Raw genomic sequence first — 24,053 nt, 5'->3', positions numbered from 1 at the left:
TCATGCAGTTAAACCCTTCTGAAATCAGCGAGTTGATTCGCGTGAAGATTCAGAACCTGCCGTCCAGCACCGAAGTGCGTACCACCGGTACCGTCGTTTCGGTGACGGATGGTATCGTCCGCGTCCACGGCCTGGCCGATGTGATGCAGGGCGAAATGCTCGAATTCCCGGGCAACACCTTCGGTCTCGCCATGAACCTCGAGCGTGACTCGGTGGGTGCTGTGGTGCTGGGTGAATACGAGCACATCAGTGAAGGCGACGAAGTCAAGACCACTGGCCGTATTCTGGAAGTCCCGGTTGGCCCGGAACTGATCGGTCGCGTGGTGAACTCCCTGGGTCAGCCGATTGACGGCAAAGGCCCGCTGAACACCAAACTGACTTCGCCGATCGAAAAGATCGCACCGGGCGTGATTGCCCGTAAATCGGTTGACCAACCGATGCAAACCGGCCTGAAGGCCATCGACTCGATGGTTCCGGTTGGCCGTGGCCAGCGTGAGCTGATCATCGGTGACCGCCAAACCGGTAAAACCGCCGTTGCCCTTGACACCATCGTCAACCAAAAAGGCTCCGGCGTCATTTGTATCTACGTGGCAATTGGCCAAAAAGCCTCTTCGATTGCCAACGTGGTGCGCAAGCTGGAAGAACACGACGCCCTGGGTCACACCATCGTTGTGGCTGCCTCGGCTTCTGAAGCAGCTGCCCTGCAATACATTGCACCGTACTCCGGTTGCACCATGGGCGAATACTTCCGTGACCGTGGCCAGGATGCCCTGATTGTATACGACGACTTGTCCAAACAAGCCGTGGCTTACCGTCAGATTTCCCTGCTGCTGCGTCGTCCGCCGGGCCGTGAAGCCTATCCTGGCGACGTGTTCTATCTGCACAGCCGCCTGCTCGAACGCGCTGCCCGCGTGAACGCCGACTACGTCGAAAAGTTCACCAACGGCGAAGTGAAGGGCAAAACCGGTTCGCTGACCGCTCTGCCGATCATCGAAACCCAAGCCGGTGACGTGTCTGCTTTCGTGCCGACCAACGTGATTTCGATTACCGACGGTCAGATCTTCCTGGAAACTGACCTGTTCAACTCGGGTATCCGTCCGGCCATTAACGCCGGTATCTCGGTGTCCCGCGTGGGTGGTGCAGCGCAGACCAAGGTCATCAAGAAACTGGGCGGTGGTATTCGTCTGGCTCTGGCTCAGTATCGCGAACTTGCCTCGTTTGCCCAGTTTGCTTCCGATCTGGATGAAGCAACCCGCAAACAGCTGCAACACGGCGAAGTGGTGACCGAGCTGATGAAGCAGAAGCAATTCTCGACCCTGAAAGTGTCCGAGATGGCGCTGACGCTGTATGCCGTGACCAAGGGTTACTACGAAAGCGTTCCGGTCAAGCAAGCCCTGGCATTCGAAGCGGCATTCCTGTCGCATATGAAGGCCAACCATGCTGACCTGCTGGCTGCCATTGAAGCGTCTGGTGATTTGTCTGGCGACAACGAGAAAATTCTGGCCAAGGCCCTCGAGTCGTTCAAATCCGGCTTCAATTTCAACTGATCCTTTCGGATAACAGACTGAAAGGAACAGGGAATGGCAGTCGGCAAAGAGATTCGCACCAAGATCAAGAGCGTGCAAAACACGCAAAAGATCACTCGCGCCATGCAGATGGTTGCAACGTCGAAAATGCGGAAAACGCAGGATCGCATGCGCGCTGCTCGTCCTTACGCCGAAAAGGTGCGCCAGGTGATGGCGCACCTTGCCCAAACCAATCCCGACGCCGAAAACGCGCTGCTGACCAAGCGCGACAGCGTCAAGCGTGTCGGCGTGATCTTGATCACGTCCGACAAGGGTTTGGCCGGCGGCCTCAATGCCAACCTGTTGCGTCAATTCTGCCTGAAGGCAGATGCGATGATGGACAAGGGCATTGAGGTTGACGTATGTGCACTGGGCCAGAAAGGCCTGGCTGCTTCGCAGCGCCTGAAGATGAATGTCGTGGCCAGTGCCACCCAGCTGGGTGACACCCCGCAAATGGACAAGCTAATTGGTCCGGTTTCCGTGATGATTAAAGCCTACACGGAAGGCCGCATCGACGAGCTGTACATTGTCTACACCCGCTTCGTGAACACCATGAAGCAGGAGCCGACATTCGAGCAACTGCTGCCGCTCTCGACCGAGCATATGGCTGTTGAGCATTCTCACCCGTGGGAATACCTGTACGAACCGGATGTGAAGTCGGTGATCGACTTCCTGACCCGCCGCTATCTGGAATCGGTGATTTACCAGTGCCAGGCGGAAAACATGGCTTCGGAACAGGCCGCACGGATGGTGGCCATGAAGGCCGCAACGGATAATGCTGCCAGCCTGATCGAGAGCCTCAAGCTCACTTACAACAAGGCCCGTCAAGCGGCGATTACCACGGAACTTTCCGAAATCGTCTCTGGCGCAGCTGCCGTGTAAGGCGCGGGCAACCGATATATTTTTTAGGAACCGATAATGAGCCAAGGCAAAATCGTTCAGATCATTGGCGCGGTTGTCGACGTGGAATTTCCGCGCGATGCCATGCCAAAGGTTTATGACGCATTGAAGGTGCTCGAGACGGGCCTGACGCTTGAAGTCCAGCAGCAGCTGGGCGACGGCGTGGTTCGTGCGATCGCCATGGGTAGCTCCGACGGTCTGCGTCGCGGCTTGGCAGTCAATGGTACCGGCGCGCCCGTATCCGTGCCGGTCGGCAAGGCTACGCTGGGCCGTATCATGGACGTGCTGGGCGACCCGATTGACGAAAAAGGTCCGATCGGCGAAGAAAAGCGCATGCCGATCCACCGCAAGGCCCCGGCATTTGACGAGCTGTCCCCGGCCACCGAACTGCTGGAAACCGGCATCAAGGTGATCGACCTGCTGTGCCCGTTCGCCAAGGGCGGTAAAGTGGGCCTGTTCGGTGGTGCCGGTGTGGGCAAGACTGTGAACATGATGGAGCTGATTCGTAACATCGCCATCGAACACAGCGGCTACTCGGTGTTTACCGGCGTGGGTGAGCGTACTCGTGAGGGTAACGACTTCTACCACGAAATGAACGACTCCAACGTGCTGGACAAAGTGTCGCTGGTGTACGGTCAGATGAACGAACCGCCGGGCAACCGCCTGCGCGTGGCGCTCTCCGGCCTGACCATGGCCGAGAACTTCCGTGACGAAGGTCGCGACGTTCTGCTGTTCGTGGACAACATTTACCGTTACACCCTGGCCGGTACCGAAGTGTCCGCGCTGCTGGGTCGTATGCCTTCTGCCGTGGGTTACCAACCGACGCTGGCCGAAGAAATGGGTAAATTCCAGGAACGCGTGGCTTCCACCAAGACCGGTTCGATCACCTCCATCCAGGCCGTGTATGTGCCTGCCGATGACTTGACCGACCCGTCGCCGGCTACCACGTTTGCTCACTTGGATGCCACCGTGGTGCTGTCGCGTGACATCGCCTCGCTGGGTATCTACCCGGCTGTGGACCCGCTGGACTCCACCTCCCGTCAGCTTGATCCGCTGGTGGTGGGCGAAGACCACTACGCGGTGGCTCGTGGCGTGCAGGCTACCCTGCAGAAGTACAAGGAACTGCGTGACATTATCGCGATTCTGGGTATGGATGAACTGTCGGAAGACGACAAGCTCACCGTGGCCCGTGCGCGTAAGATCCAGCGTTTCCTGTCGCAACCGTTCTTTGTGGCTGAAGTGTTTACCGGTTCTCCGGGCAAATACGTGTCGCTGAAAGACACCATTGCGGGCTTCAAGTCGATTCTCAGTGGCGAGTACGATCATCTGCCGGAACAAGCGTTCTACATGGTGGGTGGTATCGACGAAGTCATCGAGAAAGCCAAAACCGTGTAATGGAAGGGGCTTGTTATGGCTAGTACGATGCATGTTGACGTGGTCAGCGCCGAAGCGCAAATCTATTCCGGCGAAGCCGAGTTTCTCGTGGCTCCCGCCGAAATGGGCGAGATTGGCGTTTATCCCCGTCACGTGCCGCTACTGACCCGTATCAAGCCCGGCTCGCTGCGCATCCGCGTACCGGGCCAGGCCAAAGAAGTGCTGGTGGTGGTGTCGGGTGGCATGATGGAAGTGCAGCCCAATCTCATTACCGTGCTTGCCGATACGGCGATTCGCGGCGAGGAGCTCGACGAGCAACGCGCGCAGACTGCCAAACGCGATGCCGAGGCGGCGCTGTCCAAGGCCACCGATGACCAAGAGACTGCGCAGGCTCGCGCAGCCCTCAAGGCGGCAATTGCCGAGCTGCACGCGCTCGAATACCTGCGCAAGCGGGTACACTAAAACAGGCTGCTGCCCACTTGGGCAGCCTGCCGGTTCAAGGCCACCGTTCACAGACGGTGGCCTTTTTGTTTGTTATGCTTGGGCATTGTTTATCCTTGCCGCCCGGCAGGCCAGCGTTGGCCAATACGGCGTGGCAGCCCTGATTTGAGGCCGTTCATGAATTCCGTGTCTGTTGTCATCCTCGCCGCGGGACGCGGCAAACGCATGTATTCCAACCTGCCCAAAGTGCTGCACCCGCTGGGTGGCCGGCCCATGCTGGCCCGCGTGCTCGACCTGGCCCAGGCGCTCACCCCGGCACAGTGTGTGGTGGTGATTGGCCACGGTGCCGAGCAGGTTCGCGCCGCCTTTGCCAGCCAGCCCGGTCCGCTGGCATTTGCCCTGCAAACCGAGCAACTGGGCACCGGCCACGCAGTGAAAATGGCGTTGCCGCACCTGCCTGCCGATGGCCGCACCCTGGTGCTGTACGGCGACGTGCCGCTGACCGAAGCCGACACTCTGGCCCGTCTGCTCGATACCCCGGCTGACCAGGTGGCGCTGCTGACCGATACGCTGGTTAACCCCACAGGCTATGGCCGCATCGTGCGCAATGCCCAAGGCCAGATCCAGCGCATTGTCGAAGAAAAAGACGCTTCACCGGCAGAAAAGGCCCTGCAGGAAATCAACACCGGCATCGTGGTGCTGCCTAATGCCCGGCTGGCCGGCTGGCTGGCCGAACTGAACAACGGCAATGCCCAGGGCGAATACTATCTGACAGACGTAATTGGCCTGGCGGTGCGTGATGGCGTGGCGGTACATGGCGTGGCAGTCCCCGACTCCTGGCAGGCTGCCGGGGTGAACAACAAGGTACAACTGGCCGAACTGGAGCGCATTCTGCAGGCCAACCAGGCCCGCGCCCTGCTCGAAGCCGGTGTCACCCTGGCCGACCCGGCCCGCATTGATATTCGTGGCCAGCTACAGTGTGGCCAGGATGTCAGCATTGACGTCAACTGCGTATTTGAAGGTCAGGTCAGCCTGGGCGATGGCGTGGTTATTGGTCCTCACTGCGTGCTGAAAAACGTCAGTCTGGCCGCCGGAACCCAGGTGGCAGCATTTTCCCATCTGGAAAGCGCCGACGTGGCCGCCGATGCGCGGATTGGCCCGTTTGCCCGGCTGCGCCCCGGTGCCCGTCTGGGGGAGGCCGTGCATATCGGCAATTTTGTGGAAATCAAGAACAGCGTGCTGGCCGCCGGTGCCAAGGTCAACCACCTCAGTTACGTGGGCGATGCCGATATTGGTGCCAAAGTGAACGTGGGTGCCGGCACCATCACCTGCAATTACGATGGCGTGAACAAATTCCGCACCACCATCGAAGCCGGTGCGTTTATTGGCTCTGGCACCATGCTGGTGGCCCCGGTGACGGTGGGTGAGGGTGCCACGGTGGGGGCCGGTTCGGTGCTGACCAAAGCCGCCCCATCCGGCCAACTGACCGTGGCGCGCGCCAAGCAGATCAGCCTGAGTCACTGGCAGCGTCCGGTCAAGCGTAGCTAAGTGGAATAGCCACCACTATCCACCCAGACTGCCTTGCCCCCGTTGCGCGCCGCCTTTTTAACTAAACGGCATGAGCGCGTCGGGGGCTTCCCGCGTAAAATGGCCGGATCACTCCCTACTCTCGATCCAGATCTGAGGATATCCCCTATGTGCGGAATTGTTGGTGCCATTGCGCAACGAAATGTCGTTCCCATCCTGCTCGAAGGCCTGCGTCGCCTGGAATATCGTGGGTATGATTCTGTCGGCGTGGCCGTCGTCACCGACCAAGGGCTGTCCCGTGAACGTTCAACCGAGCGCGTGGCCGAACTGGCAGAACAAACCCGCCGCGTCGGCCTCAAAGGCTTGATTGGCATTGGCCACACCCGCTGGGCCACCCACGGTGCCCCGTGCGAGCGCAATGCCCACCCGCATTTTTCCAATGGCCTGCTCTCGCTGGTGCACAACGGCATCATCGAAAACCACCAGCCGCTGCGCGAACGCCTGGCAGCGCAGGGCTACACGTTTGAATCGGACACCGACACCGAAGTGATGGTGCATCTGATTCACTCCCACTACGTTCACCACCACGACCTGCTGCGCGCCACCCAGCAAGCGCTGGCCGAGCTGCATGGCGCTTACGCTATCGGCGTGATTGCTGCCGACAACCCCGGCGTGCTGGTGTGCGCCCGTCATGGCAGCCCGCTGCTGCTGGGCTTGGGTATCGAAGAAAACTTCTTTGCCTCCGACGTCTCCGCGCTGCTGCCGGTCACCCAGAAGGTGATTTACCTGGAAGAAGGCGAAATTGCCCGGCTGACGCTGACCGAGGTGGAAGTATTCAACCCGACGGGCGAGCGCGTCGAGCCCGTGGTGCATGTGTCCGAACTGTCGGCTGACGTGGCCGAACTGGGTGCCTATCGCCATTACATGCAAAAGGAAATTCACGAACAGCCGCGCGCGCTGGCCGATACGCTGGAGCGGGTGGGCAACACCATCGAGCCCAGCCTGTTTGGTGCCGAAGCGCCAGCGCTGTTTGCCCAGGTCAACGCGGTCAGCATCATCGCCTGCGGCACCAGCTATCACGCCGGCCTGGTGGCCAAATACTGGCTGGAAAGCCTGGCTGGCCTGCCTACCAGCGTGGAAGTGGCCAGCGAATACCGCTACCGCGACAGCGTGGCCAACCCGTCAGCACTGGTAGTCACCATCTCGCAATCCGGCGAAACCGCCGACACCCTGGCCGCGCTCAAGCACGCCAAGGCGCTGGGCCACGACAAGACGCTGAGCATCTGCAATGTGCCGGAAAGCTCGCTGATCCGCCTGTCGGCGCTGCGTTTTCTCACCCATGCCGGCCCGGAAATCGGCGTGGCTTCGACCAAAGCCTTCACCACCCAGCTGGTGGCGCTGTATCTGCTCACCCTGTCGCTGGCCAAGGTGCATGGCCGGCTGAGCGCCGAACGTGAAACCGGCGCGCTGGCCGACCTGAAACGCCTGCCCGGCGCGGTGCAAACCCTGCTTGGGCTGGAAGCCGGACTGGAACAATGGTCGGAAGCACTGGCCACCCGCCAGCACGCGCTGTTCCTGGGTCGTCACACCCTGTTCCCGATTGCCCTGGAAGGCGCGCTCAAGCTCAAGGAAATTTCCTACATCCACGCCGAAGCCTACCCGGCTGGCGAGCTCAAGCACGGTCCGCTGGCGCTGGTGGACCGCGATATGCCGATCATCGTCTGCGCGCCCAATGACGCGCTGTTCGACAAGCTGGCATCCAATATGCAAGAGGTGCGCGCACGCAACGGCGAACTGTTTGTGCTGTCCGACGCCGCCGTCGAAGCCGGCCCCGGCCAGCATGTGCTCGCCCTGCCCGTCGGCATGCGTGACCTCAACCCGCTGCTGTACACCATCCCGCTGCAATTGCTGGCCTATCACACGGCGATTCGCAAGGGGACCGATGTGGATAAACCGCGCAATCTGGCCAAGAGTGTGACGGTGGAGTGAGTGGGAGGGGGCTGTCTTGCGGCTGTGCTGCCGATAATATCCACACCTGTGGGCGCTGGGGCTGCTGTCGATGGCTTGCCTGTTCCCCCGCGTTGGCGCTCCCTTTTGGCCGCCAGGGCATCAGTTCAGCCGGCTGGCTCTCTTTGGCCCGTGCGCTTTTACGCCCCAAGTTCCCGCACAGTGCTACAATCGCCCCGGCAAAGTCAGCCGGACAGTCGCTGCCTGTTTACAGGGAGAGGAAAGTCCGGGCTCCATAGGGCAGGATGCCGGTTAACGACCGGGCGTCGCGAGGCGACGGAAAGTGGAACAGAGAGCAGAACCGCCGATGGCCGGGCAACCGGCACAGGCAAGGGTGAAAAGGTGGCCCTTCGGGGTGGATGGCTGGCAACAGGCATTCCGGTAAGAGCGCACCGCGGACGTGGCAACACGGACGGCAGGCTAAACCCCATCCGGAGCAAGATCAAATAGGGGAACGTTCATGTGGCCCGCATGGTTCCCGGGTAGATTGCTGGAGCCGTCAGGTAACTGCCGGCCTAGAGGAATGACTGTCACCGGTGGCAACACCGGTACAGAACCCGGCTTACAGGCTGACTTTGCGCTTGAATTGCCAGCAAAAACGGGACAGGCCATCGGCGCTGTCCCGTTTTTGTTTTTGACGACCCGTGTCAGCGGGCTTTTTGCGCACGGCTGGTGTTGCCGGTGCTGCTGCTGTTGCTATAGCTATTCATATTCGGCTGGATCAGCGGCTCCGGCAGCGGAGCATTGGCGTTCAGGGGCTGTGGGCTGCCATAGCCGCTGTTGTTGTAGCCGGTGTAGCCGAAGTTCTGGCAGCGCACGGTGGCGCGGACAAAGCGTCGGGCGTCGAGCATGGCGTTGCTCAGGCCAAACACCATGTTTTCCACCGCCGTACTTGGGCAATCCTGGCGCAGGCCATAGGCGCGGGCTTCTTCGCGCAAGGTTTGCTCCAGCACGCCATCACTGTTGGCGTGCGCCCAGATGGTGATCTGCACGTCGCGTCCGGACAACGGGGTGATTTTTTTCTCCAGAAAATACCCATCCGTGACGGTAACGGCACCGCCGTGATAACCCACTGCCGAGCACCCGCTGGCCAGGAGCGCCAGCACAAAACCTGCCAATTGTTTCATCAATTACCTTTCCGGGCTGAGGCCACCGCCGCCCTTGGCCGGGCCGGCGGTCGCGCGCATGACGCCATGCGCGCGAGAGTATGCCAGATTTTGGCGCGCAGGCTGGCGCGCCGAGCAAGGTTGCCGCCGCTTAGCGCGGCAAGCCCAGCAGGCTGCGGATTTCGCGGTTAAGCGGCAGCACATAATCGTAGGCGGCCAGTACCAGCGTGCTGCCCGGTTGCACCACCTTCAGATTGATGAATACCGAATCGCCGCTCAGTCCATAGCTGCCCAGCAGCACCGCCTTGGCATTATGCTGACGGGCTACTTCGGTGATTTCCCGGGTCAGCGCCAGCTCGCCTTCGCTTTTGCGCATATACATATTGTTGCGCAGTTTCAGCTCGATCATCCGCCGGCCTTGCTGGGCAAAGCGGGCGGCCACCTGTTCGGAAATCAGCCGGCCCAGGGTGGACGAGCGGTCCAGCGCGTCGATGTTCACCAGCGTGGCCACCAGCATCGGGCCGTCGTCTTCGTAGCTGCGCACCTGACTGAGCAGGTGATCGGCGGCACGGTAATTGGTGCTGACCAGCTCATTGCGGGCGGCGGCTTCGTAGGTGGGCTCCGGCGGGCGGCTATACTGGCTGTCGCTGGCGCAACCGGCCAGCAGGGTCAGGCTCAGCGCGCTCAGGGCCAGGAAGAGTGGACGGTTCATCAGGCACCTCCGTTGAGATAGACCGGGGTGGGCGTGGCCGGCACGTACAGCGACAGGTCGTTGTCAGACAGATAATACAGATTGCTGACCCGGCCAATATAAATGCCATTGCTCAAGGCCGATACGGTGACAATCATTTCCAGCTGCGGCAGCGGGCCACGGGCAAATTCAGAGCTGAACCAGCGGTAGGCGTCGAAGGTCATGCCCAGGGCCACACCCACGCCAGCGCCCTGTGGCGAGGTTTGGCTCCACAGTCCACGCAAGCCCCACACCCCAGTGCTCAGCGCGGTGCCACTGACAAAGTAGCGGCCATCCAGCCGGCCTGGTGAGAACTTCACCACCTGGATATCCACCTCCAGCTCCTGGCGCAGCGGCGCGGGCGGGGTCAGCGTGACCATCTGGACGCTGGCCGGGCGCTGGATGACGCTGCGTTGGGTTTTGCTGGTCTTGCCCGCCTTGCTGGTTTTTGTCTTGCGGCTGACCACGCGCGGTGGGCTGGCTGGCGTGGTGGCCGTGGTGGTGACGTTGGCCGGCATCATCATGGCCGACGCCGCATCCGGGGCCAGTTGCACGCCCTGGTTGACCAGGGCGGTGGCCAGCAGGGTGTGGAAGCCTCGGGCAAACGCCGTGGGTTCCTTGGGCGGGCGCAGCGCCAGCCGGTTGCAATCCGGGTAGGCGGCAATACAGCCCTTGCCCAGCCGGATCGAACTGACCAGCGTGCTGGCGGCGTCGTTGGCAATCACATTCCAGTGCGCGCCGGCTTGCAGCTTGTGCTGCTTGCTGCTGGGAAAGTTGGTGGCCACCGGGGCTTCACTGTACGGGGTGGTGCACGCCGTCAAAAACAGACTGGCGCACAGGGCAAGGCCAGGCAGCGCGGGGCGCAGAAGGGCGGATTTCATGATGGAATCACTCACATAAGCTGGGGTATGCGAAACGGGGAACATACTATCATGGCATGGTGGGCTCAGGGCGGCCTGGTTCATGCATATCGACGGCAAGCGCAGCGGGCTTGAGCCGGATGCCGCCTGCCTGGCTGATTCCCCCTGCGGCTGGTCAAAAAATAAGCAAAATTCTTTTACCAGCGGCGGAAATCGCATTAAAATGCCCTCCCTTTTCCCGCACGCGTCCCGCCAAAGCCCAACCATGCAGATCGGCCCGTATACCTTGAACAACCGACTGGTGGTGGCCCCGATGGCGGGGGTGACCGACCGGCCATTTCGCATGCTGTGCAAACGCATGGGCGCGGGCATGGCGGTCAGCGAAATGCTGGCGTCCAACACCGCGCTGTGGGCCAGCAAGAAAAGCCTGCGCCGCGCCGACCACCAGGGCGAAGTGGCCCCGATTGTGGTGCAGATTGCCGGTGGCGATCCGGCGCAAATGGCCGAGGCCGCGCGGTTGTCGGTGGCGCAGGGCGCGCAGATCATCGACATCAATATGGGCTGCCCGGCCAAGAAGGTGTGCAATGTGGCTGCCGGTTCGGCGCTGCTGCGTGACGAGCCGCTGGTGGCGCGCATCCTCGATGCCGTGGTGGCCGCGGTGGACGTGCCGGTGACGCTGAAAACCCGCACTGGCTGGAGCCGGGACAACAACACCGCGCTGCGTGTGGCCAAACTGGCCGAAGACAGCGGCATTGCCGCGCTGGCGCTGCACGGGCGCAGCCGCGAAGACATGTACCACGGCCAGGCCGAATACGACACCATCCGCGCGGTGAAGGCGGCGGTGGGCATTCCGGTGCTGGCCAATGGCGACATCGACAGCCCGCAAAAAGCCCGCTTTGTGCTCGACTACACCGGCGCAGACGGCATCATGATTGGCCGCGCCGCGCAGGGAAGGCCGTGGATCTTTCGCGAAATCCAGCATTATCTGGACACCGGCACCTGCCTGCCGCCGCCGGAAGTGGCGGAAATCTGCGAGGTGCTGCTGGCCCACCTGGATGACCTTTACCAGTTTTACGGGGAATACGCCGGCTGCCGCATCGCCCGCAAGCATATTGCCTGGTACACCCGTGGCCTGGAAGGCGGCAACGCCTTTCGCCAGACCATGTACCAGCTGGAAGACACCGCCGCCCAGCGTGCCGCCGTGGCCGGTTTTTTTCACCGCCTGGCCGAACACGGCGAGCGCCTGCGCTACCTTGAGCTGCCCGCTGGTGCCGAGGGTGCCCTTTGCAAGGCTGAGTCCTTGCCAGAATACTGAAAACACGCAGAAACGACTGATATCATGAACAGCCAAGACGACATTGCCGCTTCCGTGCGACTGGCAATGCAGCAATACTTTCTCGATCTGGACGGCGAAGCGCCGCAGCCGATTTACGACATGGTGCTGGCCCAGGTGGAAAAACCGCTGATCGAAGTGGTGCTGGCGCACGCGCAAGGCAACCAGACCCGCGCCGCCGAGCTGCTGGGGCTGAACCGCAACACCCTGCGCAAGAAAATGAAACAGTACGATCTGATCTGAACCGGGCCTGACCCCTGTTTTGACGTCTTTCCCATCCCCTTTAGCACAAGCGAACCGTTGACCATGACACCCATCACCCGCGCGCTGATTAGCGTTTCCGACAAAACCGGCATCGTCGAATTTGCCCAGGCCCTGGCGCAGGCCGGGGTGGAAATCCTCTCCACTGGCGGTACCGCCAAGCTGCTGGCCGAACAAGGCCTGCCGGTGATCGAAGTGGCCGACTACACCGGTTTTCCGGAAATGCTGGATGGCCGGGTGAAAACCCTGCACCCCAAGGTGCATGGCGGCATTCTGGGCCGGCGCGACCTGCCCGAACATGTGGCCAAGATGGCCGAACACGGCATTGGCAACATCGACCTGGTGTGCGTCAATCTGTATCCGTTTGAAGCCACCATCGCCAACCCGGACTGCACGCTGGAAGACGCCATCGAAAACATCGATATCGGTGGCCCGACCATGGTGCGCTCGGCGGCCAAAAACTGGGCGCATGTGGCCATCGTCACCGACAGCGCCGACTACGCCGCGCTGAGCGAAGAGCTGCGCGCCAACGCCGGCAAGCTGTCCAAGCCCACCCGCTTTGCTCTGGCCAAAAAAGCCTTCACCCACACCGCCGCCTACGATGGCGCGATTTCCAACTACCTGACCAGCCTGGCCGAAGGTGAAGTCACTGGTACGCCGGAACGGGTGGCCTTCCCCAATCGCCTGAACCTGCAATTGGTCAAGGTGCAGGACATGCGCTACGGCGAAAACCCGCACCAGGCCGCTGCGTTCTACCGCGACCTCGACCCGGCTGCCGGCAGCATCGCCAACTACCGCCAACTGCAAGGCAAGGAACTGTCGTACAACAATATCGCCGACGCCGACGCCGCCTGGGAAGCGGTCAAGACCTTCGACGCCCCGGCCTGCGTCATCGTCAAGCACGCCAACCCGTGTGGCGTGGCGGTGGCCGCCGATCCGCTCAGCGCCTATCGTCTGGCCTTTGCCACCGACACCACCAGCGCCTTTGGCGGCATCATCGCCTTTAACCGTGAAGTAGACGCTGCCACCGTGGAAGTGGTCAGCGCCCAGTTCCTGGAAGTGCTGCTCGCCCCGTCGTTCACCGCCGAAGCCAAGGCGCTGATCGCCGCCAAGAAGAATGTGCGCGTGCTGGAAATCCCGCTGGCCGCCGGGGCCAACCCGTTCGAGCTCAAGCGCGTTGGCGGCGGCGTGCTGGTGCAAACCCCGGACGTGCGCAACGTCACCCTGCCGGAGCTGCGCGTGGTCACCGAGCGCGCCCCCAGCGAACAGGAAATGTCCGACCTGCTGTTTGCCTGGCGCGTGGCCAAGTTCGTCAAATCCAACGCCATCGTATTCTGCAAGGATGGCCAGACCGCCGGTATTGGCGCTGGCCAGATGAGCCGGGTGGATTCCACCCGCATCGCTGCACGCAAGGCCACTGACGCGGGCCTGCCGCTGGTGGGCGCTGTGGCTGCCTCGGATGCGTTCTTCCCGTTCCGTGACGGCATCGACGTGATTGCCGAGCAAGGCATCAAGGCCATCATCCATCCGGGTGGCTCGATGCGTGACGAAGAAGTGTTTGCTGCCGCCAACGAGCACGGTATTGCCATGGTGCTGACCGGCGTGCGCCACTTCCGCCATTGATCTGACAGATGACCCCCTCCCGGCCAGCCTGTGCGCTGGCCGGGCGCACAAGGAGTGCTCCCCGATGAAAGTTCTCGTCATTGGCTCTGGTGGCCGTGAACACGCCCTGGCCTGGCGCATTGCCCAGTCGCCACGGGTAACCCAGGTGTTTGTCGCCCCCGGTAACGCGGGCACCGCGCTGGATGCCAGTTTGTCCAATCTTGCCCTGAGCGCCATTCCCGACTTGGTCAGCTTTGCCCGCGAACAGGCCATTGCCTTCACCGTGGTTGGCCCGGAAGCGCCGCTGGCTGCTGGCGTGGTAGACGCTTTCCGCGCCGCCGGCCTGCGCATCTTTGGCCCCACCCAGTATGCCGCCCAGCTGGAAAGCTCGAAAGACTTCGCCAAGGCCTTCATGCAGCGCCACGGTATTCCCACTGCCGGCTACCAGACTTTCACTGATGCTGCCGCTGCCCGCGCCTATGTGGACGGCAAGGGCGCGCCGATTGTTATCAAGGCCGACGGCCTGGCCGCCGGCAAGGGCGTGGTGGTGGCGATGACGCTGGAAGAAGCGCACGCTGCCATCGACGACATGCTGCTGGGCAACAAAATGGGTGCCGCTGGCGCGCGCGTGGTGATTGAAGACTTCCTGCAAGGCGAAGAAGCCAGCTTCATCGTCATGGTGGATGGCGAGCATGTGCTGGCCATGGCCACCAGCCAGGATCACAAGCGCCTGCTGGACAACGACCAAGGCCCGAACACCGGCGGCATGGGGGCGTACAGCCCAGCCCCGGTGGTCACCGAGGCCGTGCACCAGAAGGTGATGGAGCGCATCATCCTGCCGACCGTGCGCGGCATGCAGGCCGATGGCCACACCTACACCGGCTTTTTGTACGCCGGCCTGATGATCGACGCCCACGGCGACCCGTACACCATCGAGTTCAACTGCCGCTTTGGCGACCCGGAAACCCAGCCGATCATGGCCCGTCTGACCAGCGACTTCACCGTGCTGCTGGAAGCCGGCATCGACGGCAAGCTGGACACGGTCAGCGCCGACTGGGATCCGCGCGTGGCCATGGGCGTGGTGCTGGCCGCCGCCGGCTACCCGGATGCCCCACGCAAGGGCGACGTGATCACCGGCATTCCGGCTGCCTGCGCCGACAGTATGACCTTCCATGCCGGCACCGCATTCAATGCCGATGGCCAGCTGGTTACCAGCGGCGGGCGGGTGCTGTGCGCGGTGGGTCTGGGTGAGACGGTGCAAAGCGCGCGGGAAACCGCTTACGCCGTGGCCGACGCCATCCAGTTTGATGGCCGTCAGCTGCGCCGGGATATTGGCGCGCGGGCGTTGAACCGCAGATAAATCAGTCGATTTAGCGTGAAAGAGCCCACCACCAGGACGAGCGCCACCCTGGCCCGAAGGCCATGTAAAAAAACGCCCATGCAGAATCAGGCGCTGGCTGGCGTGATAAAACCAAATTTAGTCAGCGCCTTGATCCAGCGTGGGGCATTGCGCTGAACAGAGAGCGCCTCGTAATCCGTCGCGCAATCCCGGTAATGCTCGCGCCGCTTGAGCATGAAGAACAGCGTGCGCAGAATTTTGTGACCAATTGCAATAATGGCGCGTTTGTAGCCACGCCTGACCACAAGAGCCTGGAACTTCGACTTGAACACCGATGTGGTGCGACTGGCGGCATGCGCAAACTCGCACAGCAGGCGGCGCACATATGGGTTGCCCTTGCGGGTGTGGCCTGACTTGCGCTTGCCCGCCGACTCGTTGTTGCCCGGGCAAACGCCAACCCACGAAGCCAAACGATCTGCGCTGCCGAAGGCGCCCATGTCCGAGCCAATTTCCACCAACAGCATCGCCGCGCCGATCAGGTCAACGCCAGGGATCGTTTGCAGCAGCGCCAGCGTGCCCCGCTCGGATTCAAGCCCAGCCAGCAATCGGACGTCGAAGCGGTCGATCCTGGCTTCGATCTCCTCAATATGCTGCATCAGTTCGTCGAGCACGAAGCGGTGACTGGCGGTCAGCTCGCCTTGCAGGGCATCGAAGATCTCCTCACGGCTGGCCTTCAGTCGGCGGCTGGCCAGGTTGATCACCTGTTGTGGGGCTTGCCCGGCGATGATCGCCTTGACCATGGCGCGGGCAGATTGCCCATGCAGATCGCTGACCACTACGCCAAGGCGAATTCCACTGTCGGTCAGCACTTTGTGCAGCCGGTTCTTCTCAGAGGCCAGTTGGCCAACCAGTTTCTGTCGCTGACGGGCAATCAGGCGCAATTCGCGCAATGCTGCAGGCGGGACAAACGAGGCGCGCAACAAACCGGCCCGCGCCAGCATCGCCAGCCAATGGGCATCGCCCACATCGGTCTTGCGGCCAGGGACATGCTTGACGTGGCGGGCATTCACCACCTTGGCGCGGATGCCGACTGCCTCCAGCGCGGCATACGGGCTCTTCCAGTAGATGCCGGTGCTCTCCATCACGACTTCATCCGGGTGCAAGGAAGCGGCCCAATCCGCGAGTTCCCGGCGGTCGCGGGCAAAGCCGCCAAACTGCCGCTGCTCGATGCGCGTGCTGCCATCGGGTTGCTGAATCAATGCGCAGGCGGTGATTTGCGCCTGATGGACGTCGAGTCCGATGACGCATTTGTACAGTGCTGACAGTTCCATGGCGCTTCCTATCGATTTACACTTGAGGATGGAAGGAGGCGGGCACCAGGACTGAATGAAGGATGGAAGGAGGCGGGCACCAGGACTGAATGAGCCTGAAGGCGACAAGTCGCCAACGGCCTGTTTAGCGTGCGCTCTCGATGGAAGCAATCCGGGGTGCGAGTCAGTCTGGCAGGTCACGTTAGAGGCTGGGTCAAGCCGCAAAGTACTAATACGACCTCGACCCGCCAACTTCCACCCGATAGTCTCTTTCATCTTCTGGGGTGGCGCTACTCTCCATGATCGTTAGACGGTCAGGCGTGCCACACCCTGCACCGAACGACCGGTGCAGGGTGTTTTTCGGGCCGGGATGGCGTCATTGCCTCACTGGGCAAACACCCCGGCCAGCGTATCGGCATCCAGCGCCCGGTCCAGCCACAATTCCAGCTCGTCCACACGGGCGGTTTGCAAACGGGCGAGCAGATCTTCGGATAAGGGGCCAAAGCGCTTTTGCAGCAGGCGTTGCAAAGCGTAGGCTTCGCCTTTGATAATGCCGCGTTGCTCGCCTTCGATGCGCCCCTGCATCAAGCCTTGCTGCATGCCTTGCTGTAGTCCCTGCTGCATGCCCTGTTGCATGCCCTGTTGCAGCCCCTGCTGCATCCATTTTTCGTTATACAGCTGCTCCACAGAAGTCACATAACGCATTTTTTCTTGCTCCTCAAGCGCTTCGATATTGTGCCACAGCGACCGTTTCAACTGCTCTGGCAGCCGCATCATCCAGTCCATCACGCTGAACAGATCAATCACCCGCTGTTTGTCCCAGCCGCGCTGGTATAACAACTGCACCAGCTTCCACTTGGCGGCAAAGCGGGCGTTCATGTCTTGCCGGGTGGCCTGGGTCAGCAGGTGGGCTAGTAGCCAGTCACGTTGAAACACAAGGATAAAGACGAGCAAGCTTACGCCGGGCATCCTGAGTGGAGAACTTCCACTTGACGGGGATGGCGTTGGCGTTGCGTTCACGCACATTGGCCTCAACCTCGCGTCGCAGCATTTCTTCATCGGCGATACGTTGCGACAAACACATGTTAGACAGCACCGCCAGCTCAAGCTCAGCGATGTTGAGCCAACTGCCATGCTTGGGGGTGTAGTGAAACTCCAGCTTCCTGGCAATGGCGCGGGCTTCTTCTGGCTGAAACGCTTCGTAGAGAGAGGCTGTTTTGTGGGTGTTCAGGTTGTCCAGAACAACCCGAATCACTTCCGCGTCCGGGTAGCATTCGACGATGTGCCGCATGGCGTGAGCAAAGTCGATCTTGGTGCGGCGCTGCATGATCAGTACATCCCGCCAGCCCCGCTTCGGTTCGCAGATCATCATCAGATTGCGCACGCCGTTGCGCTTGTATTCAGTATCCTGACGAGCGGGCGCGCTGGGTTGTGGCGGTATGGGTTCACGCACCTCACCAATCAGTTGCTTCGGGCTTTCGTCAAAGCAGATGACCGGGCGTGCCGGATCATAGGGTTCTGCGTACAAATCAAGCAGATCTTCCATCGGCGCAACAAATTCGGCACCGACCTCAGGAATACACCACTCCTGCACCTGCCACGGTTTTAAGGTGTTTTTTTAAAAGCCGACGCACCGTTTCGTGACTGAACGAATCGGCGTATCCCAGTTGTACGACCTTGTCGGCCAAGAGACGCAAGGTCCAGTGCTCATGTCCGGCGGGAGGTGGGGTACAGGCGGTGGCAATCACATGGGCGCATTGCTTATCCGTCAATTTCGGTGCTTTTCCAGGACGCGGTCTATCGCTCAACGCGGCTTCGACGCCTTCTTCGACACATCGTTGCCGGGTGTGGTGGATCATGGTGGCGGACACGGCCAGGGCTTCCATGATCGCCGTATCCTTACAGCCCGCTGCCGCCTTCAGCAGTATCCTGGCCCGCGTTTGCTTGCGCGCGGCGCACTTGCCCTTGCGCAGTATGGCTTCCAGCATTTCGACTTCGTCATCTGTCAGCGTGACACGATACTTGATGGCGGGCATGGTGGTTTCCTCAGCGGGGTTGTGCCGTCCTGTATGCAGCAGCTGTGCCTATTATCTGTTCAGATCATGGTGACTGGCTACTAGCTCAAGGGCATCTGGTGCCGCATCTGTTCACTGCCCGCGCGTGGATAGCGACAACCCGAGAAAAATCGCGCTGATGCCGGCCAGGTGATACCAGGCCAGGGTTTCGCCGAGAAACACCGTAGACAATAGCGCGCCAAACGCCGGCATCAGGTGGATGAACATTGCCGCCCGCGCCGGGCCGACGCGGGCCACGCCGTAGTTGAAGAACAGATAGGCGACCACTGATGGAAAGGTGCCGACATAGGCAAAAGTGGCCAGGGTGGCGGTGTTCAGCTCGACCACGCGATCGCTGGCCACCTCCCAGACAAAAAATGGCAGGATGGCCAGCAGGCCAACCACCACCATGGTGATCAGCAGGCCAAAGCGGTTCAGTCCGGCGGGCAGGCCGCGCAACGCCAGGGTGTACAGCGCCCAGCTGACCATGGCCAGAAACACGATCATGTCACCGTGGTTGAGATCCAGCCCGACCAACCGCGCCCATTCGCCGTGCGAGACAATCGCCAGCACCCCGACAAACGACACCGCCAGCCCCAGTACCTGCCGTCCGCCCAGGCGCTGGCCAAACCACAGCGCGCCAAACAGCACGGTGAGGATGGGGATGAACGAGTTCAGCAGCACGGCGTTGGTGGCGGTGGTGGTCTGCACGCCGGTGTACACCAGCGAGTTGAACGCAGTGATGCCCAGCAGCGACAGCGCCAGAATCCGCCCGCGACATTGCCATAGCAAGGCGCGTTCGCGCCAGGCGTGGTGCAGCGAAAATGGTGCCAGCAGGGCAAAGGCAATCAGCCAGCGCATAAAGGAAAGCGTCATCGGCGGGACGGCGGCGTGCATGGCGCGGGCCAGGACAAAATTGCCCGACCAGAACAAGGCGGTCAGCACCAGCAGCACATAGGCCAGGCGATGGGAGGGGGCGGAAGTCGTCATCGGGTTAGAGTGCCACCCCTGGCCTGGCTCGGCAAGAGGGGGCTGGATTGTTTTTTAAAGACGCTCAGTCTATTATCCGCCACATGCACACCGTCTCCCCGACCCCTTCCCGCCGCCGAGGCCGGCCACCCAAGTCGCGCGATGCGCTGACCGACACGCGCGAGCTGCTGCTGCGCGCCGGGCTGGAAACGCTCACCGAAAAAGGCTTTGCTACCGCCGGGCTGGATGAAATCCTGGGCCGTGTGGGGGTGCCCAAGGGCTCGTTTTATCATTACTTTGACAGCAAGGAAGCGTTTGGCCTGGCGCTGATTGAGCGCTATGCCGATTTTTTTGCCCGCAAGCTGGACCGGCATTTCCAACGTGCCGACCTCTCACCGCTGGCGCGGTTGCAGGCGTTTGTTGACGATGCCCAGGCCGGCATGGCGCGCTACGGCTATCGTCGCGGTTGTTTGATTGGCAATCTGGGCCAGGAGATGGGCGCGCTGCCTGAAAGCTTTCGCTCTTGCTTGCAAGTCACTTTTGAAGATTGGCAGGCGCGGTTGGCGGCGTGCCTGCGTCAGGCGCAACAGGCGGGCGAGCTGTCAGCCAGCGCCGATGCCGATGCTTTGTCGGCGTTTTTCTGGATTGGCTGGGAAGGTGCGGTGCTGCGTGCCAAGCTGGAGCAGTGTGCCGAGCCGCTGCTGCTGTTTGCCCGGTTTTTTTTGGCCGGATTGCCGCGCTGAATTTTTTGCCAATAAATAGACGATCAGTCTAAATGTAAGGGGGAAAGCATGTTCAAGGCCATCCTGATTGAAAAAGACCACACCGGCTACCGCGCCGGCGTGCAAACGCTGGACGAGGCCGCCTTGCCCGAGGGCAATGTGCGCGTGCGCGTCAGCCATTCCACGCTGAACTACAAAGACGCGCTGGCCATCACCGGCCAGGGGCCGGTGGTGCGCAAGTTTCCGATGGTCCCCGGCATTGATCTGGCTGGCATGGTGGAAACCAGCCAACACCCGGATTACCAGCCGGGCGATGCGGTGTTGCTGAATGGCTGGGGCGTGGGCGAAACCCACTGGGGCGGGCTGGCGCAACGGGTGCAGTTGAATGGCGATTGGCTGATTCCGCTGCCAGCCGGCTTGACCGCCCCACAGGCCATGGCGCTTGGTACCGCCGGCTACACCGCCATGCTGTGCGTGATGGCACTGGAGCGCTACGGCGTGCAGCCCAAAGACGGCGAAGTGCTGGTGACTGGTGCGGCGGGCGGCGTGGGCAGTGTGGCGGTGGCCGTGCTCAGCCAGTTGGGCTATCGGGTGACGGCGATGACGGGCCGTCTACAGGATGCCGACTATCTGCGCGCACTGGGTGCCACGGAGGTGATCGAGCGCGGGCCATACACCGAGCCAGGCAAGCCGCTGGCCAAGGAGCGCTGGGCGGGTGCGGTGGACGTGGCCGGCGGCCAGGTGCTGGCCAATGTCTGCGCCAGTATGCAATACCAGGGCGTGGTGGCGGCGTGCGGGCTGGCTGCGGGTATGGCGCTGCCAGCCACGGTGGCGCCGTTTATTTTGCGCGGTGTCACCCTGGCCGGCGTAGACAGCGTGATGCGCCCGCGCGCCGACCGGCTGCTGGCCTGGCAGCGGCTGACGCAGGATTTGTCGTTGGACAAGCTGGCGCAGATTGGCAGCCAGGAAGTGGGCCTGGATGAAGTCATTCCGCTGGCTTCGCGCCTGTTGCAGGGCGAAGTGCGTGGCCGTGTGGTGGTGGACGTCAACCGCTAAGCCGCCGCCCTGGCTGCGCGCGCGAGCGCAGACAGGGCATGTGGCGCGTGTGGTTTACCGCACGCAGTATTTATTTTTCAGGAGTTTGTCATGAGCAATGCCATCGCCACCCCGGCCATCAGCCGTTTTCCCGTGCCAGAACTCGACTCCCTGCCCGAAGATCTGCGCGCACGCATCCTGGCCGTGCAGGACAAATCCGGCTTCATCCCCAATGTGTTTCTCACCCTGGCGCATCGGCCAGATGAGTTTCGTGCCTTTTTTGCCTACCACGATGCGCTGATGGACAAACCCGGCAATCTGAGCAAGGCTGAGTGCGAGATGATTGTGGTGGCCACCAGCAATCTGAATCAGTGCCAGTATTGCGTGGTGGCGCATGGGGCAATTTTGCGCATTCGCGCCAAAGACCCGCTGATTGCCGATCAGGTGGCGATCAACTATCGCAAGGCGGACATCAGCGAGCGGCAAAAAGCCATGCTGGACTTTGCCGTCAAGGTGTCGGCCAGCGCACATCTGGTGGGCGAGGCCGATTTTGCGGCGCTGAAAGCGCATGACTTTGACGAGGATGACATCTGGGATATTGCCGCGATTGCGGCGTTTTTTGGCATGTCCAACCGGCTGGCCAATGTGACCAGCATGCGGCCAAATGCCGAGTTTTACGCGCTGGGCCGCTAAGAGCCGCTCACAAAACCCTCCTGGCGTTGTTGCGCGGCCCTGCCGTACTGCTTGTACTGTCTGCGGCCGCACGCCTAGCCAGGAGCGCTGCGCTGGGTTTTGTGAGCGACTCTTAAAAAAAGACGCTTAGCGTGGTCCAAATGCACTGAGGCGGACAGGTGGATCACACCTGCCCGCCGGGCCGTGGCCGGGGATCACCCGGCGAAGCGGTTTCGTGAGTCAGGGGCGGATCGCGCCTCAGACTTCGGTTTGCGGATTCATGCGCTCGCCACGCTGGCTCAGACGATTGAGCGCGGACAGGTAAGCCTTGGCGCTGGCGACAATGATGTCGGTGTCAGCACCCTGGCCGTTGGCGATGCGGCCATCGCGCGCCAGGCGCACGGTGACTTCGCCTTGCGATTCAGTGCCCTTGGTGATGGCGTTCACCGAATACAGCTCCAGTTCGGCGCCGCTGTTCACCAGCGATTCGATGGCCTTGAACGCCGCGTCCACCGGGCCGGAGCCGCCGGATTCGGCGCGTTTTTCCACGCCGTGTTCGGCAAACACGATATTGGCCAGCGGGGTTTCCCCGGTTTCAGTCGCCACTTTCAGCGAGATGAATTTGTAGCTGTCGCCGCTGTGGCCGGCGTCGCCGTCGGACAACAGCGCGTGCAGGTCTTCGTCGAAGATCTCGCGCTTGCGGTCGGCCAGGTCCTTGAAGCGGGCAAAGGCGGCGTTGACGGCTTCTTCGCCAGACAATTCAATGCCCAGTTCGGCCAGCTTGGTCTTGAACGCATTGCGGCCAGACAGCTTGCCCAGGGTCAGGCGGTTGGCACTCCAGCCCACCGACTCGGCGCTCATGATTTCGTAGGTTTCGCGGTGCTTGAGCACGCCATCCTGATGAATGCCGGATTCGTGCGAGAAGGCGTTGGCACCGACAATTGCCTTGTTTGGCTGTACCGGGTAGCCGGTGATGGTAGACACCAGCTTGGAGGTCGGCACGATCTGGGTGGGTTCGATGCCGGTATCGACATTAAACAGATCGCGGCGGGTTTTGACCGCCATCACCACTTCTTCCAGCGAGGCATTGCCGGCGCGTTCGCCCAGGCCATTGATGGTGCATTCCACCTGACGCGCACCGCCCTGCACCGCAGCCAGCGAGTTGGCCACGGCCATGCCCAGGTCGTTGTGGCAGTGGGTGGACCAGATCACCTGGTCGCTGTTTTTCACCCGGCTGATCAAGGTGGAAAACCGCTCGCGCCAGGCCGACGGAATGCTGTAGCCCACCGTGTCTGGCACATTGATGGTTTTGGCACCGGCGTCGATCACCGCTTCAAAGATACGCACCAGAAAATCCATGTCCGAACGCACGGCGTCTTCAGCGGAGAATTCCACGTCGTCGGTGTATTCCTTGGCGATGCGCACGGCGGCCACGGCGGCTTCCACGACCTGGTCCGGCGTCATGCGCAGCTTTTTCTCCATGTGGATCGGGCTGGTGGCGATGAAGGTGTGGATGCGGCCCTTGGCGGCTGGGCGGATGGCCTCGCCGGCGGTGCGCACGTCGCGTTCGTTGGCGCGTGCCAGGCTACAGACGGTGGAGTGCTTGACCACTTCGGCAATGGCGCGGATGGCGTCGGCGTCGCCGGGGCTGGCCGCCGCAAACCCGGCCTCGATCACGTCAACACCCAGCTTTTCCAGCTGACGGGCAATGCGGATTTTTTCTTCCTTGGTCATTGCCGCGCCGGGGCTTTGTTCGCCATCGCGCAAGGTGGTGTCAAAAATGATGAGGCGGTCGGTCATGGTGCAATTCTCCGTCGTCGCCGGCATGGTCAGGCCGGTCAGATAATCATTGAAGCTGAAAGCCTGGCCGTGCAGGGCGGCCAGTTGCGCCAGCTTGTTCAGTTGGGCCAGCGGCAGGCTGCCGCGCTCGCGCCACTTGTAAATGGCGGCTCTGGATACCGGGTCGTCCGGGAAGGTGCGGGTGAGCGCATCAGCCAGGGCGGTCGGGCCACCAAAATGGGTAATCAGGCGGTCAATGTCCAGTTGCATGGCAGTTCCTTGTCTTGCTGTGGTGCAGAATAGCGAACCATTGGACATCAAGTCAAATGATTTTCGCGGTTTACGGTATATTTTACCCAAAATAGACAGGTGTGGTTAGCTGATTTTGACTTTATGTCTAATTTTGTCGGGTGTGGCCAGAATTTCCTGACAATACATAAATAAAAAGGTGGCCGCAGCCACCTTTG

General features: G+C 61.5%; 21 protein-coding genes and 1 other RNA gene. 14 read left to right on the top strand and 8 right to left on the bottom strand.

The features are described 5' to 3' along the window. Positions 1 to 2 precede the first annotated feature (2 nt). From atpA to rnpB, 7 genes are all read left to right on the top strand, one after another. Positions 3 to 1,547 (top strand): F0F1 ATP synthase subunit alpha, encoded by a 1,545-nt coding sequence (gene atpA / locus BXU06_RS14660; protein ID WP_077301217.1) that lies wholly within the window; start codon positions 3 to 5, stop codon positions 1,545 to 1,547. A 33-nt stretch (positions 1,548 to 1,580) separates the two neighbouring features. Next, positions 1,581 to 2,447: a F0F1 ATP synthase subunit gamma gene (gene atpG / locus BXU06_RS14655; RefSeq protein ID WP_077301215.1), complete on the top strand. Its 867-nt coding sequence runs from the start codon at positions 1,581 to 1,583 to the stop codon at positions 2,445 to 2,447. Positions 2,448 to 2,483: 36 nt separating this feature from the next. Continuing rightward, positions 2,484 to 3,860 carry a F0F1 ATP synthase subunit beta gene (gene atpD / locus BXU06_RS14650; protein ID WP_077301212.1) on the top strand — a complete coding sequence of 459 codons (1,377 nt, stop codon included), beginning with the start codon at positions 2,484 to 2,486 and terminating at the stop codon, positions 3,858 to 3,860. Positions 3,861 to 3,875: 15 nt separating this feature from the next. Continuing rightward, positions 3,876 to 4,301: a F0F1 ATP synthase subunit epsilon gene (locus BXU06_RS14645; RefSeq protein WP_077301209.1), complete on the top strand. Its 426-nt coding sequence runs from the start codon at positions 3,876 to 3,878 to the stop codon at positions 4,299 to 4,301. A gap of 156 nt (positions 4,302 to 4,457) precedes the next feature. Beyond that, the gene (gene glmU / locus BXU06_RS14640) at positions 4,458 to 5,828 is read left to right on the top strand and encodes a bifunctional UDP-N-acetylglucosamine diphosphorylase/glucosamine-1-phosphate N-acetyltransferase GlmU (RefSeq protein ID WP_077301206.1); all 1,371 of its coding nucleotides are present in this window, start codon (positions 4,458 to 4,460) and stop codon (positions 5,826 to 5,828) included. A 147-nt stretch (positions 5,829 to 5,975) separates the two neighbouring features. After that, positions 5,976 to 7,796, top strand: coding sequence for a glutamine--fructose-6-phosphate transaminase (isomerizing) (gene glmS, locus BXU06_RS14635; protein ID WP_077301203.1), 1,821 nt, complete (start codon positions 5,976 to 5,978; stop codon positions 7,794 to 7,796). Positions 7,797 to 7,995: 199 nt separating this feature from the next. Continuing rightward, an RNA gene (gene rnpB, locus BXU06_RS14630) (RNase P RNA component class A) lies at positions 7,996 to 8,395 on the top strand. Positions 8,396 to 8,461: 66 nt separating this feature from the next. On the opposite strand, the gene BXU06_RS14625 is transcribed toward rnpB, so the two are convergent. The 3 genes from BXU06_RS14625 to BXU06_RS14615 form a co-directional block, all read right to left on the bottom strand. Continuing rightward, the gene (locus BXU06_RS14625; protein ID WP_077301200.1) at positions 8,462 to 8,941 is read right to left on the bottom strand and encodes a hypothetical protein; all 480 of its coding nucleotides are present in this window, start codon (positions 8,939 to 8,941) and stop codon (positions 8,462 to 8,464) included. A 130-nt stretch (positions 8,942 to 9,071) separates the two neighbouring features. Further along, positions 9,072 to 9,632 carry a FlgO family outer membrane protein gene (locus BXU06_RS14620; protein ID WP_077301197.1) on the bottom strand — a complete coding sequence of 187 codons (561 nt, stop codon included), beginning with the start codon at positions 9,630 to 9,632 and terminating at the stop codon, positions 9,072 to 9,074. Continuing rightward, positions 9,632 to 10,531, bottom strand: a complete 900-nt coding sequence (locus BXU06_RS14615; protein ID WP_077301194.1) for a hypothetical protein — start codon at positions 10,529 to 10,531, stop codon at positions 9,632 to 9,634. Before BXU06_RS14615 ends, BXU06_RS14620 begins: the two co-directional genes overlap by 1 nt. A gap of 244 nt (positions 10,532 to 10,775) precedes the next feature. On the opposite strand from BXU06_RS14615, the gene dusB reads away from it, so the two are divergent. From dusB to purD, 4 genes are all read left to right on the top strand, one after another. Beyond that, positions 10,776 to 11,825: a tRNA dihydrouridine synthase DusB gene (gene dusB / locus BXU06_RS14610; RefSeq protein ID WP_077302943.1), complete on the top strand. Its 1,050-nt coding sequence runs from the start codon at positions 10,776 to 10,778 to the stop codon at positions 11,823 to 11,825. A 24-nt stretch (positions 11,826 to 11,849) separates the two neighbouring features. Beyond that, complete coding sequence (locus BXU06_RS14605; RefSeq protein ID WP_077301191.1) at positions 11,850 to 12,086, top strand: helix-turn-helix domain-containing protein; 237 nt, start codon at positions 11,850 to 11,852, stop codon at positions 12,084 to 12,086. Between the two features lie 63 nt (positions 12,087 to 12,149). Continuing rightward, entirely contained in the window at positions 12,150 to 13,727 is a 1,578-nt protein-coding gene (gene purH, locus BXU06_RS14600) for a bifunctional phosphoribosylaminoimidazolecarboxamide formyltransferase/IMP cyclohydrolase (protein WP_077301188.1), read from the top strand. A gap of 64 nt (positions 13,728 to 13,791) precedes the next feature. Next, entirely contained in the window at positions 13,792 to 15,066 is a 1,275-nt protein-coding gene (gene purD / locus BXU06_RS14595; RefSeq protein ID WP_077301185.1) for a phosphoribosylamine--glycine ligase, read from the top strand. An 86-nt stretch (positions 15,067 to 15,152) separates the two neighbouring features. Here purD and BXU06_RS14590 read toward each other — a convergent pair whose 3' ends face one another. From BXU06_RS14590 to BXU06_RS14570, 4 genes are all read right to left on the bottom strand, one after another. Continuing rightward, positions 15,153 to 16,376: an IS110 family transposase gene (locus BXU06_RS14590; protein ID WP_077301079.1), complete on the bottom strand. Its 1,224-nt coding sequence runs from the start codon at positions 16,374 to 16,376 to the stop codon at positions 15,153 to 15,155. Positions 16,377 to 16,739: 363 nt separating this feature from the next. Then, positions 16,740 to 17,291, bottom strand: a complete 552-nt coding sequence (locus BXU06_RS17755) for a hypothetical protein (protein ID WP_171982234.1) — start codon at positions 17,289 to 17,291, stop codon at positions 16,740 to 16,742. Beyond that, positions 17,278 to 18,391 (bottom strand): IS630 family transposase gene (locus tag BXU06_RS14575; protein ID WP_150125224.1). Its coding sequence is split into 2 segments (ribosomal slippage): positions 17,278 to 17,965 and positions 17,964 to 18,391, totalling 1,116 coding nucleotides; the frame shifts between segments, so codons are not numbered across the junction. Before BXU06_RS14575 ends, BXU06_RS17755 begins: the two co-directional genes overlap by 14 nt. Before the next feature lie 111 nt (positions 18,392 to 18,502). Then, positions 18,503 to 19,399: a DMT family transporter gene (locus tag BXU06_RS14570; RefSeq protein WP_077301179.1), complete on the bottom strand. Its 897-nt coding sequence runs from the start codon at positions 19,397 to 19,399 to the stop codon at positions 18,503 to 18,505. 83 nt (positions 19,400 to 19,482) lie between these two features. Here BXU06_RS14570 and BXU06_RS14565 point away from each other — a divergent pair, with 83 nt between their 5' ends. The 3 genes from BXU06_RS14565 (at position 19,483) to BXU06_RS14555 (ending at position 21,828) form a co-directional block, all read left to right on the top strand. Further along, positions 19,483 to 20,121, top strand: a complete 639-nt coding sequence (locus BXU06_RS14565; protein ID WP_077301176.1) for a TetR/AcrR family transcriptional regulator — start codon at positions 19,483 to 19,485, stop codon at positions 20,119 to 20,121. A gap of 48 nt (positions 20,122 to 20,169) precedes the next feature. Continuing rightward, on the top strand, positions 20,170 to 21,156 hold the full coding sequence (locus BXU06_RS14560) for an MDR family oxidoreductase (protein WP_077301174.1): 987 nt from the start codon (positions 20,170 to 20,172) through the stop codon (positions 21,154 to 21,156). Between the two features lie 90 nt (positions 21,157 to 21,246). Next, on the top strand, positions 21,247 to 21,828 hold the full coding sequence (locus tag BXU06_RS14555) for a peroxidase-related enzyme (protein WP_077301171.1): 582 nt from the start codon (positions 21,247 to 21,249) through the stop codon (positions 21,826 to 21,828). 237 nt (positions 21,829 to 22,065) lie between these two features. On the opposite strand, the gene BXU06_RS14550 is transcribed toward BXU06_RS14555, so the two are convergent. Beyond that, positions 22,066 to 23,856 carry a 2-isopropylmalate synthase gene (locus tag BXU06_RS14550; protein WP_077301168.1) on the bottom strand — a complete coding sequence of 597 codons (1,791 nt, stop codon included), beginning with the start codon at positions 23,854 to 23,856 and terminating at the stop codon, positions 22,066 to 22,068. Positions 23,857 to 24,053: the final 197 nt, after the last annotated feature.

The sequence above is a fragment of the Aquaspirillum sp. LM1 genome (assembly GCF_002002905.1).
GTDB lineage: Bacteria > Pseudomonadota > Gammaproteobacteria > Burkholderiales > Aquaspirillaceae > Rivihabitans.
This window is presented reverse-complemented; position numbering and strand designations above follow the sequence as displayed.

What these genes read in the sequence shown, in the direction of transcription:
- atpA (WP_077301217.1), top strand. Translation starts at nt 3, where the DNA reads ATGCAGTTAAACCCTTCTGAAATCAGCGAGTTGATTCGCGTGAAGATT.
- atpG (WP_077301215.1), top strand. Translation starts at nt 1,581, where the DNA reads ATGGCAGTCGGCAAAGAGATTCGCACCAAGATCAAGAGCGTGCAAAAC.
- atpD (WP_077301212.1), top strand. Translation starts at nt 2,484, where the DNA reads ATGAGCCAAGGCAAAATCGTTCAGATCATTGGCGCGGTTGTCGACGTG.
- BXU06_RS14645 (WP_077301209.1), top strand. Translation starts at nt 3,876, where the DNA reads ATGGCTAGTACGATGCATGTTGACGTGGTCAGCGCCGAAGCGCAAATC.
- glmU (WP_077301206.1), top strand. Translation starts at nt 4,458, where the DNA reads ATGAATTCCGTGTCTGTTGTCATCCTCGCCGCGGGACGCGGCAAACGC.
- glmS (WP_077301203.1), top strand. Translation starts at nt 5,976, where the DNA reads ATGTGCGGAATTGTTGGTGCCATTGCGCAACGAAATGTCGTTCCCATC.
- BXU06_RS14625 (WP_077301200.1), bottom strand. Translation starts at nt 8,941, where the DNA reads ATGAAACAATTGGCAGGTTTTGTGCTGGCGCTCCTGGCCAGCGGGTGC.
- BXU06_RS14620 (WP_077301197.1), bottom strand. Translation starts at nt 9,632, where the DNA reads ATGAACCGTCCACTCTTCCTGGCCCTGAGCGCGCTGAGCCTGACCCTG.
- BXU06_RS14615 (WP_077301194.1), bottom strand. Translation starts at nt 10,531, where the DNA reads ATGAAATCCGCCCTTCTGCGCCCCGCGCTGCCTGGCCTTGCCCTGTGC.
- dusB (WP_077302943.1), top strand. Translation starts at nt 10,776, where the DNA reads ATGCAGATCGGCCCGTATACCTTGAACAACCGACTGGTGGTGGCCCCG.
- BXU06_RS14605 (WP_077301191.1), top strand. Translation starts at nt 11,850, where the DNA reads ATGAACAGCCAAGACGACATTGCCGCTTCCGTGCGACTGGCAATGCAG.
- purH (WP_077301188.1), top strand. Translation starts at nt 12,150, where the DNA reads ATGACACCCATCACCCGCGCGCTGATTAGCGTTTCCGACAAAACCGGC.
- purD (WP_077301185.1), top strand. Translation starts at nt 13,792, where the DNA reads ATGAAAGTTCTCGTCATTGGCTCTGGTGGCCGTGAACACGCCCTGGCC.
- BXU06_RS14590 (WP_077301079.1), bottom strand. Translation starts at nt 16,376, where the DNA reads ATGGAACTGTCAGCACTGTACAAATGCGTCATCGGACTCGACGTCCAT.
- BXU06_RS14570 (WP_077301179.1), bottom strand. Translation starts at nt 19,399, where the DNA reads ATGACGACTTCCGCCCCCTCCCATCGCCTGGCCTATGTGCTGCTGGTG.
- BXU06_RS14565 (WP_077301176.1), top strand. Translation starts at nt 19,483, where the DNA reads ATGCACACCGTCTCCCCGACCCCTTCCCGCCGCCGAGGCCGGCCACCC.
- BXU06_RS14560 (WP_077301174.1), top strand. Translation starts at nt 20,170, where the DNA reads ATGTTCAAGGCCATCCTGATTGAAAAAGACCACACCGGCTACCGCGCC.
- BXU06_RS14555 (WP_077301171.1), top strand. Translation starts at nt 21,247, where the DNA reads ATGAGCAATGCCATCGCCACCCCGGCCATCAGCCGTTTTCCCGTGCCA.
- BXU06_RS14550 (WP_077301168.1), bottom strand. Translation starts at nt 23,856, where the DNA reads ATGCAACTGGACATTGACCGCCTGATTACCCATTTTGGTGGCCCGACC.